We start from the raw sequence: 14,390 nt of genomic DNA on the forward strand, positions 1-14,390 counted from the left end.
AGCTCGTCCCGGACGTCATCAAGAACACCGCCGTCAAGATCGTCCACCCTGGACAACAAGATATGGTTATTGAGGGGTACGCAATCATCTTTAATTCATTAAGTGATGATTTGGGTGGATTTAGAGAAATTGTAGCGCCTAATGCTTTAGATGACGTAGATGTAAGCGATGTGAAATGTCTAATCAATCATGATTTCAGTTATGTTATAGGACGCACACAAGCAGGAACGCTTGAGTTACAGGTGGATGAAAAAGGGCTATACTTTAAATGTCACTTACCTAATACATCATACGCAAGAGATATTTATGAGAATATTAAAGCGGGTAACGTAAACCAGTGTAGTTTCTTCTACACATTACCACCTAATGATTCAACTGCTCGTACATGGCAAAATATAGATAATGAGTATGTTCAAACCATAAATAAAATTGATGAATTGATTGAAGTTAGCATTGTTACAGTGCCGGCCTATAAAGATACATCGGTTGAAGTCGGTCAACGTGCAAGAGATTTGAAGAAATTTAAACAGTTGGAACAAATGAAAATAGCTTTAGATTTAGAAAGCCTACGTTTTGAAACGTAAGGCTATTTTTTATACCCAATTTTAACGAGGAGGCTTACACATGGCTAATTTAGATGAGCGTAAAGAAGAAATCGCCAATTTGATTTCTAAAGCGCAAGAAGCAGTTGAAAAGGGCGACCTCGAAACTGCTCGTAATTTAAAAGCTGATATTGATGCTCAAAAGAAAGAGTACGAAGAACTCGAACAACTTTCGAAAGAAATTGAAGCATCAGCACCTAAACAAGACGAACCACCTAAAGACGAAGGTGCAGAGGTCGAAGATAACCAAGATGGTGACTCTGGTGAAGAATTAGAAAATAAACCTTCTGATGATGAACCAAAAGGAACTTCAGATAAAGAAAAATCAGATGATAAACCTGAAGATGCACCAGAAGAACCTACAATCGAAAAAATAGAAGAACCAACAGAAGAAGAATTAGAAGAAGAAAAATAAAAGAGAAGGAGCGAAACGTTCTATGGCGAAATTAAATCAAAACCCAGAGACAAACGAAGAAATTCTAGCATTTGAGCAGTACATGAAATCTAAAGGAGCGAAACGTGACAACGTTAAATCAGATGACGTTGGTGTAACAATTCCAGAGGATATTAAATATATTCCTGAAAAAGAAGTGAAAACAGTACAAGACTTGTCAGAATTGGTGCAAAAGACATCAGTTACAACTGCATCTGGTAAGTACCCAATTTTAAAACGTGCTAACGCTAAATTCAACACTGTTGCCGAATTAGAGAAAAACCCTGAGTTAGCTCGTCCGGCCGCCGCCGACCCCGCCTGGGCCCGGCCCGCGCTGCTGGCCCTGCTCACCGCCACCGGCGTCGCCTACCTCTGGGGACTCGGCGCGTCCGGATGGGCCAACGCGTTCTACTCCGCCGCCGTCCAGGCCGGCGCCACCAGCTGGAAGGCGTTCTTCTTCGGCTCCTCCGACGCCGCCGGCGCCATCACCGTCGACAAGCCGCCCGCCGCGCTGTGGCCGATGGCCCTGACCGCCCGCGTGTTCGGCGTCAACACCTGGAGCATCCTCGTCCCGCAGGCGCTCATGGGCGTGGCGACCGTCGCGGCCCTGCACGCGGCCGTCCGGCGCCGCTTCCCCGCCTGGGCGGCACTGCTCGCCGGCGCCGCGCTCGCAGTGACGCCGGTCGCCGCGCTGATGTTCCGTTTCAACAACCCCGACGCGCTGCTGGTGCTGCTGCTGACCCTCGGCGCCTACGCGGCGCTGCGCGCCCAGGAGAGCGCGAGCACCCGCTGGCTGCTGCTCGCCGCCGCGCTCACCGGGACCGGGTTCCTGGCCAAGATGCTCCAGGCGTTCCTGGTCGTCCCGGTGTTCGCGCTGGTCTACCTGCTCGCCGCGCCCGCGCCCCTGCGGCGGCGGCTGTGGCAGCTGGCCGCCGCCGGGGGAGTGCTGCTGGCCTCGGCCGGGTGGTGGGTCGCGGCCGTCGCGCTGGTGCCCGCCTCCGCCCGCCCCTACATCGGCGGGTCGCAGCACGACTCCGTCCTGGAACTTGCCCTCGGCTACAACGGCCTCGGACGCCTCAACGGCGAGGAGACCGGCGGCCTCGGCAACCTCGACCAGGACGCCGGATGGGGCCGCATGTTCGGGCCCGTCATCGGCGGCCAGATCTCCTGGCTGCTGCCCGCCGCGCTGCTCCTGCTCGCCGCCGGGCTGTGGGCGACGCGACGCGCGCCCCGCACCGACCCCGCCCGCGCCGCCCTGGCGCTGTGGGGCGGCTGGCTCCTGCTCACCGCCGCGGTCTTCAGCTGGATGCAGGGCATCTTCCACGAGTACTACACCGTCGCGCTCGCCCCCGCGATCGCCGCGCTCACCGGTATGGGCGCCGCGCTGCTGTGGGAACGCCGCCGCACCCCAGGGGCCGCCGCGGCCCTGTCGGCGACCGTCGCCCTCACCGCCCTGTGGGCCTACGTCCTGCTGGGCCGGTCACCGGACTGGCACCCCTGGCTCGCGCCCGCGGTCGCCGCCGCGGGCCTGCTCGCCGCCGCCGGGCTGGCGGCCGTGCGGCTGCTGCGCGGGCCCGTCCTGGCCGCGGCCGCCGCACTGGCGGTCCTGGCCGGCCTCGCCGGACCCGCCGCCTACGCCGCCGAAACCGTCCGCACCCCGCACACCGGCGCCATCGTCACCGCCGGACCCGCCACCTCCACCGGGTTCGGCCCAGGACGCGGGGCCCGGGGCGGGCGCCCCGGACGCGCCGGACCCGGCGGCTGGGCCCGCGGCCCCGGCGGACCCCCGCCCCAGGGCCCCGGAACCACCGGGCGCATGCCCGCGGGCCCCCGCACCGGCGGCCGCCCCGGCGCGGCAGGACCGGGCGGGGGACCCGGCGGGGGACCGGGCGGGCTCCTGAACGCCGGGACCCCGGACGCCGCCGTCACCTCCGCCCTCAACGCCGGCGCCGCCTCCTACACCTGGGTCGCCGCCGCCGTCGGCTCCAACACCGCCGCCGGCTACCAGCTCGCCACCGGCAGGCCCGTGATGGCCGTCGGCGGGTTCAATGGCACCGACCCCGCCCCCACCCTCGCCGAGTTCCAGCGCCTCGCCCGCCAAGGCAAGATCCACTACTTCGTCGGCGGAGACCGCGGCCAGGCAGGCGGCCGGACGCGCGGCACCGGCAGCGGCAGTGACGCCGCCCAGCGGATCAGCGCCTGGGTCGCCGCGAACTACACCCCCGCCACCGTCGGCGGCACCGTCCTGTACGACCTGACCCCCGGCGCGGGGTGACCGGGCGTCCCGCAGCGGGAAGGGAGACAGGAGAACGGCACCAGCGAACAGGGAGTGACCCGATGGCCGACACGCTCGACGCCGCCGAAGTCGCCGACCGCCTGCGCGGCCTGCCCGCCTGGAGCCGGGACGGCGACCAGATCCGCAGGCAGGTCACCGCGCCCTCGTTCCCCGCCGGGATCGAGGTGGTCGCCGACGTCGCCCGCGCCGCCGAGGACGCCGACCACCACCCCGACATCGACATCCGCTGGCGCACCCTGACCTTCGCCCTGTCCACCCACAGCGCCGGCGGCCTCACCGGCAAGGACTTCGCCCTCGCCGCGGTGATCGACCAGATCGCCGCCCGGCACGGTGCCGGGTAGCGCCGCGATGGCCGTGCAGGTGGCGGTGTGCGGGCCGGGCGAGTGCACCGAGCGGCAGTGGGACCACGCCTACGAGACCGGCCGCATCCTCGCCGGCCGCGGCGCCGTGGTCGTGTGCGGCGGGCACGGCGGGGTGATGGCCGCCGCGGCCGCGGGCGCCCGGACCGCCGGCGGGCTCGTGGTCGGGATCCTGCCCGCCGCCGACCGCGCCGCCGCCGGGCCCGACCTCACCGTCGCCGTCCCCACCGGCCTCGGCCAGGCCCGCAACAACGTCATCGTCAACACCGCCGACGCCGTCATCGCCGTCGGCGGGTCCTGGGGGACGCTGTCGGAGATCGCCCTGGCCATGCGCGCCGGGCGCATCCCCGTCGTCCAGCTCGGCGGCTGGCGCGTCCACGACGAGGACGGGCGCCCCGTCGGCGGCATCGTGCACGCCGCCGACCCCGCCGCCGCCGTCGACGCCACCGGCCTGTGGCCCTGACTCCGTGCCCCGGCACGCGGCGTCGCAGGCGGCCGATGCGGCCCCGATGTCGTGCCCGCGCATGCCCCCGGTGGCCGGGCCGGCGGTCGGGGGCGGCCGTGATCAGCGGCGGTTGAGCGTGGTGTCGATGCCCTGGGTGCGGAGCCAGCGGGTCATGGAGGCGCCGAAGGCGGCGTGGGCCTCCTCCAAGGGGTGCTGCATGTCACCGAGGGGGAACCTGCCGGTGATCTCGTCGTTGAAGGAGGTCCGGGAGTGCGTCGCCGTCCCCCCGTAGACGGCGGCGGGGTCCAGGCTCGCGAGGAGGGCCCTGCTCTGGTCGTCCCGGTCGAACCTCAGCACGTCCCAGGCGAAGGCGTAGCGGGCGCACGCTCCGCGGGAGCGCAGGTAGCCGTCGAGCATCAGCCAGTCCAGCGCGAAGTTGGTCAGGGAAGCCCGCTCACTCCACAGATGCCGGTAATAGGCCTCCGCCAGACGGTCCTTCATCTGGATCCGCCATTTCCCCAGCCGGTGCCAGTGGAGTTCGTCGGGCAGGGCGGGACGGAACCCGTGTCCCTTGTCGCGGGCCCGGGTGAAGCACTCGTGGCGCGACAGGCCCGTCCACATGCAGATCACCAAGACGTCCTCGACCCGCACTTGGTGCTCGGCGGCGAGGCGGTCGAGGTTGCCCACCGTCGTGCGGACGACGCGCCGGTTGGAGCCGCCGTCGCAGCCCAGGTTCACCCACGGGATCCCGAGGGCGTCGGCGACCAGGGCAGGCCAGGCGTCCTCCGCCCGCCCGAGTTCCGCACCCCGGGTGTAGCTGCATCCGTTGGCGACGAGCAGACGTACCGGTCGTGACGTCAATGGACCCGGACTCCTTCCCGCTCGCCGAACCGCTCGGCGTCCCGCCAGGAGTTCACCAGGGGTTCTCCGCGAGAGTTGAGGCTGGTGTTGAGCAGCATCGGACAGCCCGAGGCGTCCTCCCACGCTGTGAGCAGGTCGTGCAGGGCCGGGTGCTGGTCGCGGGAGACGCTCTGGACGCGGCTGCTGCCGTCGACGTGCACGACCGCGGGGTGTTCCCCGGGGCTCCGGCACAGCGCGGTGAACTGCATGTACGGGGTGTGCCGCACGGGCACGTCGAAGTGCCGGTGAAGGATCTCCTCCCGGATCATCGGGGCGAAGGGCCGGAACCGCTCGCGCCCCTTGACCCGGTTGACGCGGTCCTTCATGTCGGCCGGCCGCGGGTCGGCCAGCAGCGACCGGTTGCCCAGGGCGCGCGGCCCGAACTCGGCGGGGCCGTTGGCGACCGCGGCGATGCCCTCGGTGGTGAGGCTGCGGACCACGGCGGCGATGTCGAGCTCGCGGTCGATGCGGGTCCCGAGGTAAGGGCCGGGCCAGTGCAGCGGCCGCTCCAGGTGCGCGGCCACCGCGCCGACGCTGGACCCCGCGTCCCCGGGGTTGGGAAAGATCCACACCTCGGAGAAGCCCGCGTCCCGGGCGACGACGGCGTTGGAGACGCAGTTCAGCGCCACCCCTCCCATGAGGATCAGGTTCGGGGAGCCGATCTCCTCCCGGGCCCAGACCGCCGCCCTGAGCATGACCCGCTCGGTGATCTCCTGGATGCTGGCGGCGAGGTCTTCCGGTCGCGCGTCGGGGAGCCAGTCGCCGATGCCGCGGTGCACGTTGGCCCTGAGGGCGTACCCCGGCCCGTCGAGGCGGATCCATGCGTCCAAGATGTCGTCGACATGCCGGGGCTCTCCGAACGCGGCCATCCCCATGAGGATGTATTCGTCCTCGTTCGGCTTGAAGCCGCAGCGGCGGGTGAACGCACTGTAGAGCAGGCCCAGGCTGTGGGGGTAGCGGCACCGGTAGCGCGGGCGGAGGCCGTCGCGGGCGGTGTAGCCGAAGATGCTGAAGCAGTCGAACTCGCCGATCGCGTCGGCGACCACGACGGCCGCGGAGTCGAATCCGCTCGTGGCGATCCCGGCCCAGGCGTGCGACTCGTGGTGACTCGCGTACGCGACCGGGATGTTGCGCCGCAGGCCGATCGAGCGCAGGTAGCGGCTCGGCAGGTCCGATCGCGCCAGGGCGTGCCCCCACTGCCCGGCTCTCAGATGCCGGAGTTTCTTCACCAGGGGCCGTTCGTACCAGACCACCTGGTCCGGAGGGCCGAAGGCCCGGGCCTCGCTCAGCAGTTCGGAATGGAGCAGCGCGTCGTTCTTCGCGCGGGAATAGCGCTCTGAATGCGCCGCGAAGAGCAACCGGTCGTCTTGGACGACGGCCAGGGCCGCGTCATGCGAGAGCGCGGAGATCCCCCAGGTGATCACGGGTTTCCCCGCTCACTTGTACATGAATGGATCGTCATTCCGCAGCCGCCTTCTTTTCAAGAACCATCGGATGCGGTGAACGAGATTCCGGGCGGCATGTGACACGGCGCCCCTGCCCCGGCCTGACACGGGCCCTCCTTCTGTTCGAAGCCGGCCGCCGAACCGTCAAGGCGGCGATCACCTGCAGTGAATCATTCATCTTCGGGCAGTGACAAGTGGGGCGGGCGGGACTGGTCCGGCGAGCTCTCGCATGCCTATAGTCATCACCATGATCGAGTCTCCGGATCCCTCCCGGAACGCCGGTCCGTCCGTGCCCGCCCCCGAGTCCGGCGCACCAGAGTCCATCGCCGCCACCTCACTTCAGAAACCGGCGGGGCGCCGTTATCACCCCTCACCGGAGGACTGGCGAGCGGAGATCTTCTATTCGATCGTCACGGACCGCTTTCAGGCCACCGAACCGATCGCGGCCGAAGGAGACCGCGCGGACGGGACCTCGCGCCACGGCGGCGACCTGCGCGGACTGACGTCCCGGCTCGGCTACGTTCGCGATCTCGGCGCCACCACCGTCCAACTGTCGCCGGTGGCGCTCAACGGATCCGATGCCTACCACGGCTACGCCCCCCGGCACTTCATGGCCGTGGACCCGAGGCTGGGCGAGCTCGCCGAACTCCGCCGCCTCGTCGACACCGCCCACCGCCTCGGCCTCCGGGTCGTCCTCGACCTCGTCCTCAACCATGCCGGACCCGTCTTCGACTACGCGGACGGCAGCAACGCCTGGAAGGGCACCCGGCAGGCGGCCGACGTCGCGGCGAACGGCATCGCGGTCCTGCCGATCGAACTCGCCTCACCTCAGCATTTCTCCCGGCGCGGCGTCATCGACGACTGGGAGGACACCGACCAGGAGACGCAAGGCGACTTCCCGCCGGACTACCGCAGGCTCGCCACGGAAAATCCCCGGACCCGGGAACTGCTCCAGTACATCGCCTGCTGGTGGATCAAAGAAACCGACATCGACGGTGTGCGCCTGGACGCGATCCGGCACATGGACCGCACTTTCATCCGAGATCTCAGCTCGGCCGTCAAAAACTATGCGCGTTCGCTGGGGAAAGCGAATTTCGCGGTCATCGGAGAACACGCCAGCAGTGATGACACGCTCATCGCCTCCTGCTTCGAGTCCGGGGTGAGCGCCATGTACAACTACGGCGAATACCGGCGGCAGAACCGGGCGCTCCACGGGTGCGGGCCCGCCCGCCTGCTGGAGCACAGCTTCGAGATCGCGGCGAAGGCGTTCGGCGGTGACCACGGGTCCACCGTGAGGTTCATCGACAACCACGACCTCTACCGGTTCCTCAGAGAGGGCGAACCACTGGAACGACTCCGCGTCGGCCTGGCCTTTGTTCTCTTCTCGCTCGGCATTCCCATGCTCTACTACGGTACCGAGAGGGGATTCCGGCAGGCGTCCGGAAGGCTCGATCCGGAGAATCTCGCAGATCCCGCCGATCCGGGAAATCGGGAGGACATGTTCGCGGCGGGGAAATTCGTCTCGGCGAGTTCCGCCGGCGACGGGTTCGACCGGTCCTCGCCGGCGTTCGGCTGGACGCGGCGGCTGATCGAGATCCGCCGCCGGCATGCCGCACTGCGCTTCGGGGAGCAGGAGGTGGTCTTCTCCGATCCCGGCGGGCCCGGGATCTACGCCTTCGTGCGCCGCCACCGCGAGGGGTCGGCGCTGGTCGTCCTCAACACCGCCGACCGGGCCCGCCGCCTGGACCTCTCAGCGCTGGACCTTTCGACGGACGTGGAACCAGGGGGTCCGCTGGTGGACATCCTCGATCCCGGCCTCCCCGCGCCGGTCGGCGGACCGGGGGACGGCCCGCTGCGCTTGACGGTGCCGCCCTTCGGGGTCAGCGTCCTCATGCACGACCCAGGACACCTGAAGCCACGGCCAGGGGCGCAGTAGCCGCCCGCCCTGTTCCGGGGTGTTCTAGTGGGCGGAGAAGCCGCCGTCGACGAAGATCGACTGGCCGGTGACGTAGGCGGCCGACGGCGAGGCCAGGAACACCGCCGCGCCGGCGAAGTCGTCCGCCAGGCCGTTGCGGCCGGTCATCGTCCGCTCGGCGAGCGCCCGGACCTTCGCCGGGTCCGACGACAGGCGCGCGTTCAGCGGCGTCATCACGAAACCCGGGACCAGGGCGTTGGCGGTGACGCCGCGGGGCGACCACGCCTCGGCCTGCGACCGGGCCAGCGCCACCAGCCCCGCCTTGGACACCCCGTAGGCGCCGCTGGTCACCGACGCCCGGAACGCCTGCTGCGAGGCGATGTGGATGAGCCGCCCGAAGCCGCGCTCGGCCATCCCCGGCCCGAACCGCTGCCCGAGCAGGAACGGCGCCTCCAGGTTCACCGCCATCGTGGCGTCCCACACGTCGGTGCCGAGCTCGTCCATCGGCGGCCGCAGGTTCACTCCCGCCGCGCTGACCAGGATGTCGGGCTCGCCGAACGCCGCCGCCGCGGCCTCGGCGGCCTCGGTGACCGCGTCGCGCGACCCCAGGTCGGCGCTCACCGCCGCCGCCCGGCAGCCGTGCCCCTCCAGCTCGCGGACGGTCGCCGCCAGCTCGGCCTCCCGCCGCGCCACGACCACCACCGAGGCCCCGGCCCGCGCGAGCGCTCCGGCGATCGCCCGGCCGATCCCCGAGCTGCCGCCCGTCACCACCGCGACCCTGCCCTCCAGCGAGAACAGCTCGGACAGGTACGGGACGGGAGACGGCCGGTCGTTCATGACCGCAGAGTCTACGGGGCGTCCGGCGGGTCGTCGCCGCCGCGGCGGCGGTCCCGCCACACCACGAACACGATCACCGCGACCACCACGAACGTCGGCACGAAGAACGGCACCGCCGTGATGATCGGATGGGACGCCAGCACCCCGTCCGGCGCCGTCACGCGCCCGCCCTCGCGCGCTCCCCGTCCCGTCCGGCGGCGGACCCGGGACGGTCCGGCAGCCGCCGCGCGATCCGCGCCACGCCCCAGCCCAGCGACAGCACCAGCGCCAGGGTGCACAGCAGCACCACCGCCGAGCACGCCGCCCACAGCCAGCCCGGCACGTCGGTCTTCAGCTCCCGCTGCAGGATCGTCCGCTCGCCCTGCAGGTCCCGGGTGAAGCGCGGCGGAGCGGGCAGCTCCTTCGCGCCGATCGCCGGGTCGTCGGGCAGGTAGACGGGGACGCCCGCCAGCGTCCGCCCGTCGTGGACGCGCACCAGCGTCTTCCACTCGCCGTGCAGCGGCATCGGCCCGCTCGTGCGGTAGACGCCCTCGCGCACCTTCACCAGGCGGTCGACGTGCAGGCCCTGCCCCTGCCAGCCCGTGACGGTCACCCAGGCCGGGCCGTCGACGGCGTCGGCGGGGGAGAACTCGACGCGGGCCTCGGCGGTGCGGTGCGCGGCGTCGCCGCGGACGCCGGTGAGGGTGACGGTGGCCGTACGGCCCTGCGGGACCGAGACGACCAGGCCGTTGGCGACCGCCGCCGCCACCGCGAGGATCGCCGCCGCGAACAGCCCGCGCGCCACCGCCGGCCGTGGCGACCTGCCGTGCAGCCCCTCGGCCAGCAGCGCCCCGCACACGCCGCCCGCGACACCGCCGACCACGGCCATCGCCATGCCCTCGGCCACGATGTCCGGCGTCCACGGCAGCCGGAATGCCACCTGCCCGTAGGCGTACTCGGCGCCGAACCCGGCGGTGCCGATCAGCACGCCCGACACCGCGCCCAGCGCCAGCGGCCGCCGCGCCAGCACCAGCGCCGCGAGCTCCACGCACAGCGCCTCGGCGAAGTACAGCGGCACCGCCGCCCACAGCTCCCCGATCACCCCGCCGACCACGACCGACACCCCGCCGCGCACCACCATGTAGAACAGCACGGCGAACACGGCGCCGCCGCGCCCGGCCCACAGCCGCGCCGCGACCAGCGCGCAGCCCGCCGCCAGCGCGATCAGCAGCGGCTGGTGGACGAGCCGGAACTGCGGCACCCCGAAGTCGTACTCGGCCTGGAACACCGACAGCCCGATCAGCAGCCCGCCCGCGTGCATGCAGCGCCGCGCGTACCGCAGCCATCCCGGCGGCCGGCCGGTGTCGCCGCAGGCCCGGCGGCCCTCCCGCTCCAGCACCATCATCGCCACCAGCGACAGGCCCGCCCCGCCGATCAGCATCAGGTGCGTGGGCCCCCACAGCGTGACGTCCTGGCCGAAGATGCGGTGCCACACGTCGTCGAGGGGGAACCCCAGCAGCGCGTAGAAGCCGGCGCCGGCCAGCAGCACGCCGCCCGCGGGGGCGTGCCAGTCCCGCGTGATCCGCAGCGACGCGGCACCGGGGCGCTCGCCCCTGGGCAGCACGACGGCCAGGACACCGGCGGTGAAGATGCCGAACAGCCCGACCAGGATGGGGTAGTGGGCGATGTTGGCCAGCGGCCCCTCGTCCCGGCCGTGCGAGATGTGCAGGGAGATGTCCCAGTACATGCCGAGGAGCGCGACCATCAGCGACACCATCGCGACCGGGATCGGCAGCGCCGCCCACCCCGGGGTGCCGCGGCCCGGGCCGCGCGTCGCGAGGTCGGCCGCCCTCGCCAGGACGGTGATGCGGCCGCTGCGATGCCCCCAGCCGAGCACCAGCAGCGCCGCCGTGAGCGCGGCCGCGGCGCCGGAGGCGATGAGGATCTGGTCGAGGGCGGCGCCGCCCGCCGGCTTGGCCGGTGCCGCGGCGAGCCGCGCCGCCGCGCCCGCGCCGCCGATCGTCGCGCTCATGCCCGTCACGTGCTCCAACACCGCTGCTCCCTCGACGCGCGAACCGGGACGTCCCTCAACCGAACGGGACGAACCCCTGGCCGGAGTATGCCACTTTCCAATGTGTCATTGTCTAGTGTCACAATTTGTGGTGTGCGACACCGGAACGGAAGGGGACACATGCGGCGGCGGACACGAACCAGAGCGACCACGGCGCTGATCACGGCCGCGGCGGCGTTGACGGCCGCGGCCGCCTGCGGCGAGCCCGCGCCCCGGACCCCGCCGGCCGCGCGGTCCGGCGCGCCGGGAAGCGCCCCGGCCGCGTCCGGGCCGTCCGCCGTCCGGATCACCGTGACCGTGACCGGCGGGAAGGCCCACACCGCGCGGCGCCGCGTGAAGGTCCCGCGCGGCGCCACCGTCGAGATCACCGTCACCGGCGACACCGCCGACGAGTTCCACCTGCACGGCTACGACCGCGAGCTCGAACTGCGCCCCGGACGGGCGGCCACCCTGCGGTTCACCGCCGGCACCCCGGGCGTCTTCGAGGCCGAACTGCACCACTCCGGCGCCCGCGTCCTCGAACTCCAGGTCGGGTGACCCGTGCACGTGCTCGCCCACGGGCTCGGCGGCCGCACCGACCTGCCGCTGGACGCCGTCGCCGCCATCGCCGGCGGCGGCCTGGCCGTCGCGGCCTCCTTCCTCGCCCTCACCGCCGCGTGGAAACGGCCCCGCCTCCACCCCGGCGCCGGACGCCCGCTCCCGGCCGCCCTCGCCCGCGCGCTGGACTCGCCCGCCCTCACCGCGGCCGGACGCGCCCTCGCCCTGGCTGCCGCCGCCCTGGTCGTCGCCGTCGCGTTCGCCGGACCCCCCTCCGACGCCCGCAACCTCGCGCCGTGGGCGCTGTTCGTGACGTTCTGGGTCGGCCTGGTCCCCGCCAGCGTCCTGCTCGGACCCGTGTGGCGGCGCGTCAACCCGCTGCGGACCCTGCACGCCGCGCTGTGCCGCGCCACCCGCACCCCGCCGTCGGGGCGGCGCGCCCTGCCCGCCCGGCTCGGCTACTGGCCCGCGGCCGCCTGGCTCACCGGGTTCGTCTGGCTGGAACTGGTCGCCCCGCACCGCTCCGACCCGCGCCTGGTCGGCGCCCTCATCCTCGCCTACGCCGCCGGGAACCTGGCCCCCGCCTGGTGGTTCGGCCGCGACTGGTTCACTCGCGGCGACGGGTTCGAGGCCTACTCCAGCCTGCTGGCCCGCCTGTGCCCGATCGGGCGGCGCGACGACGGCGCCCTCGTCCTGCGCACCCCGCTCACCGGACTGATGAAGGGCGACCCCGAACCCGGCCTCACCGCGACCGCCTGCGTGCTGATCGGGTCGACCGGATTCGACGGCATCACCCGCACCACCTACTGGCGCGACAACGTCGACCCCGCCAGCGTCCCCGCCGGCACCCTGGGACTCGCCGCCGCCGTCGGCGCCGTCGCGCTGCTGTACGTCGCGGCGCTGACGCTCAGCGAACGGCTGACCCGCCAGGACCCCGCCCTCCCGCACACCCGGTCCGGGCCCGCGCGGTTCGCCGCCACCCTGCTGCCGATCGCCCTCGGCTACACCCTCGCCCACTACTTCTCGTTCTTCGTCCTGGAGGGCCAGACCACGTTCATCCTCGCCGGCGACCCCTTCGGGACGGGCCTGAACCTGCTCGGCTCCACCGGCAACCGCGTCGACTACGACCTCGCCGGACCCACCCTCATCGCGCAGGTCCAGGTCAACGCCATCGTCCTCGGCCACATCTGCGGCACCATCGCCGCGCACGACCTCGCCCTGCGCGGCCCCGGCCCGGCCGCGCGGGCGCAGCTGCCCGTCGCGGCCGTCATGGTCGCGCTCACCTGCGCCGGCCTGTTCGCCCTGCTGAGCGGCTGACCGCCCGCGCCGGCATGCCCGCCGGTCGGCGCCGTGGTCAGCCGGGACAGCGCGCGGTCAGCGCGCGAACGTCCACCGCATCGCGCCGAACGGCTCCACCGTCCCCACCGTGAACACCGTGTGGAAGGCGATCCGGTAGAGGTGCCACGGCGGCCGGCCCGCGCTCTGCGCGCTGTAGGGCGCGGTGAACGCCTCGCCCTCCACCCGCGCCGGCCATCCGCCGTCCCGGTACCCGGCCGCGACCGCCTCCAGGACGGCCGGGTCGGTGACGCGCTCCGCCTCGCCCTCCAGCACCACGTCCCCGACCGGGGTGCGGACCGAGACCGTGCACGCCGGGTTCGCCGCCAGGTTCCGGGACTTGCGCGTGCCGGGCCCGCTGACGACGTACAGGTCCCCGTCGTGCCACAGCGCGCCGACGCCCGCCGAGTGCGGGCGCCCGTCCGGGCGGACCGTGCCGAGGAACACCGGCGTCTCGGCCTTCGGGAGCGCCGCCTCCAGCGCCTCCCGCACGCCGTCCCACGCCAGCGCTCCGGCGCCGTAGATGTCGAGGTCGCGCGCCTCGACGGGATCGCGGTCGCTCATCGTCGTCCTCCCTCGCGAACCGGCCTGCTTGGAGCCTTCGAAGAGGTAGACGGCGGGGCGGAGCGGAACTCATCGGTGCCGGGTTCCTAGAGTTGCGTGCATGGCTCCTTCGATCGCCACCACGAACCGCGTGGACCGCTCCGAACTGCTGGAGTTCCTGCGTCCCCGCCACCACGCGCTGCTGTCCACCGCCCGCGCCGACGGGCGGCCCCAGATGTCGCCGGTGACGTGCGGCGTCGACGGCCAGGGCCGCGTCGTCGTCTCCACCTACCCCGAGCGGGCCAAGGCCCGCAACGCCCGCCGCGACCCGCGCGTGTCGGTGTGCGTGCTGTCCGACGACTTCAACGGCCCCTACGTGCAGGTCGACGGCACCGCCGAGGTCATCGACATGCCCGAGGCCGCCGACGCGCTCGTCGACTACTACCGCTGCATCGCCGGGGAGCACCCCGACTGGGACGAGTACCGGGAGGCGATGCGCCGCCAGGACAAGTCCCTGATCCGCGTCACCATCGAGCGGTGGGGGCCGATCGCGACCGGCGGCTTCCCCGCCCGCCTGGTCCCCGACAACTAGCGGCGCGCCGCGGCCTGCCCGGGCAGGCAGATCGGAAGAGCGGCGGGGTGGGGAAGAGTGTGCAAAACGGCGGGTAGATCTCGGTGGGCGCCGGATCATGG

General features: G+C 70.8%; 14 protein-coding genes and 1 pseudogene. 9 read left to right on the top strand and 6 right to left on the bottom strand.

All coding sequences use genetic code 11. The features are described 5' to 3' along the window. The first annotated feature begins 62 nt into the window (after window positions 1–62). The 5 genes and pseudogenes from AB0C84_RS43555 to AB0C84_RS43575 all read left to right on the top strand — a co-directional run bounded on the left by AB0C84_RS43555 (window position 63) and on the right by AB0C84_RS43575 (window position 4,153). Window positions 63–584, top strand: coding sequence for an HK97 family phage prohead protease (locus AB0C84_RS43555; protein ID WP_361078157.1), 522 nt, complete (start codon window positions 63–65; stop codon window positions 582–584). A 40-nt stretch (window positions 585–624) separates the two neighbouring features. Continuing rightward, complete coding sequence (locus AB0C84_RS43560; RefSeq protein ID WP_361078124.1) at window positions 625–1,017, top strand: hypothetical protein; 393 nt, start codon at window positions 625–627, stop codon at window positions 1,015–1,017. Window positions 1,018–1,027: 10 nt separating this feature from the next. After that, window positions 1,028–3,310: pseudogene (locus AB0C84_RS43565) on the top strand (phage major capsid protein); the annotation flags it as partial. 62 nt (window positions 3,311–3,372) lie between these two features. Further along, entirely contained in the window at window positions 3,373–3,672 is a 300-nt protein-coding gene (locus tag AB0C84_RS43570) for a 4a-hydroxytetrahydrobiopterin dehydratase (RefSeq protein ID WP_179849057.1), read from the top strand. Between the two features lie 7 nt (window positions 3,673–3,679). Next, on the top strand, window positions 3,680–4,153 hold the full coding sequence (locus tag AB0C84_RS43575) for a TIGR00725 family protein (protein ID WP_179849056.1): 474 nt from the start codon (window positions 3,680–3,682) through the stop codon (window positions 4,151–4,153). Window positions 4,154–4,255: 102 nt separating this feature from the next. Here AB0C84_RS43575 and AB0C84_RS43580 read toward each other — a convergent pair whose 3' ends face one another. After that, window positions 4,256–4,996, bottom strand: a complete 741-nt coding sequence (locus AB0C84_RS43580; RefSeq protein WP_361078128.1) for a DUF6071 family protein — start codon at window positions 4,994–4,996, stop codon at window positions 4,256–4,258. Then, window positions 4,993–6,459 carry a carbamoyltransferase C-terminal domain-containing protein gene (locus AB0C84_RS43585; RefSeq protein WP_361078131.1) on the bottom strand — a complete coding sequence of 489 codons (1,467 nt, stop codon included), beginning with the start codon at window positions 6,457–6,459 and terminating at the stop codon, window positions 4,993–4,995. Before AB0C84_RS43585 ends, AB0C84_RS43580 begins: the two co-directional genes overlap by 4 nt. 268 nt (window positions 6,460–6,727) lie before the next feature. On the opposite strand from AB0C84_RS43585, the gene AB0C84_RS43590 reads away from it, so the two are divergent. Then, a complete protein-coding gene (locus AB0C84_RS43590; protein WP_361078134.1) occupies window positions 6,728–8,416 on the top strand; it encodes an alpha-amylase family glycosyl hydrolase in 1,689 nt (562 codons plus the stop codon). 24 nt (window positions 8,417–8,440) lie between these two features. Here the strand turns inward: AB0C84_RS43590 and AB0C84_RS43595 are convergent, their stop codons facing one another. From AB0C84_RS43595 to AB0C84_RS43605, 3 genes are read right to left on the bottom strand one after another with little or no spacing between them, the layout of a single operon-like run. Continuing rightward, complete coding sequence (locus AB0C84_RS43595; protein ID WP_361078137.1) at window positions 8,441–9,232, bottom strand: SDR family oxidoreductase; 792 nt, start codon at window positions 9,230–9,232, stop codon at window positions 8,441–8,443. A gap of 11 nt (window positions 9,233–9,243) precedes the next feature. Then, entirely contained in the window at window positions 9,244–9,393 is a 150-nt protein-coding gene (locus AB0C84_RS43600) for a hypothetical protein (protein WP_361078140.1), read from the bottom strand. After that, window positions 9,390–11,264, bottom strand: coding sequence for a hypothetical protein (locus AB0C84_RS43605; protein ID WP_361078143.1), 1,875 nt, complete (start codon window positions 11,262–11,264; stop codon window positions 9,390–9,392). Before AB0C84_RS43605 ends, AB0C84_RS43600 begins: the two co-directional genes overlap by 4 nt. A 138-nt stretch (window positions 11,265–11,402) precedes the next feature. On the opposite strand from AB0C84_RS43605, the gene AB0C84_RS43610 reads away from it, so the two are divergent. Then, window positions 11,403–11,819 carry a hypothetical protein gene (locus tag AB0C84_RS43610; RefSeq protein WP_361078146.1) on the top strand — a complete coding sequence of 139 codons (417 nt, stop codon included), beginning with the start codon at window positions 11,403–11,405 and terminating at the stop codon, window positions 11,817–11,819. A gap of 3 nt (window positions 11,820–11,822) precedes the next feature. Next, window positions 11,823–13,136, top strand: a complete 1,314-nt coding sequence (locus tag AB0C84_RS43615) for a hypothetical protein (protein ID WP_361078149.1) — start codon at window positions 11,823–11,825, stop codon at window positions 13,134–13,136. Between the two features lie 57 nt (window positions 13,137–13,193). On the opposite strand, the gene AB0C84_RS43620 is transcribed toward AB0C84_RS43615, so the two are convergent. Continuing rightward, window positions 13,194–13,718, bottom strand: coding sequence for a pyridoxamine 5'-phosphate oxidase family protein (locus tag AB0C84_RS43620; protein WP_361078151.1), 525 nt, complete (start codon window positions 13,716–13,718; stop codon window positions 13,194–13,196). 100 nt (window positions 13,719–13,818) lie between these two features. Between AB0C84_RS43620 and AB0C84_RS43625 the strand changes: the two genes are divergently transcribed. Then, window positions 13,819–14,289: a PPOX class F420-dependent oxidoreductase gene (locus AB0C84_RS43625; protein ID WP_361078154.1), complete on the top strand. Its 471-nt coding sequence runs from the start codon at window positions 13,819–13,821 to the stop codon at window positions 14,287–14,289. Window positions 14,290–14,390: the final 101 nt, after the last annotated feature.

Origin of the sequence: Actinomadura sp. NPDC048955, assembly GCF_040649435.1 — a bacterium.
Lineage (GTDB): Bacteria > Actinomycetota > Actinomycetes > Streptosporangiales > Streptosporangiaceae > Spirillospora > Spirillospora luteofluorescens.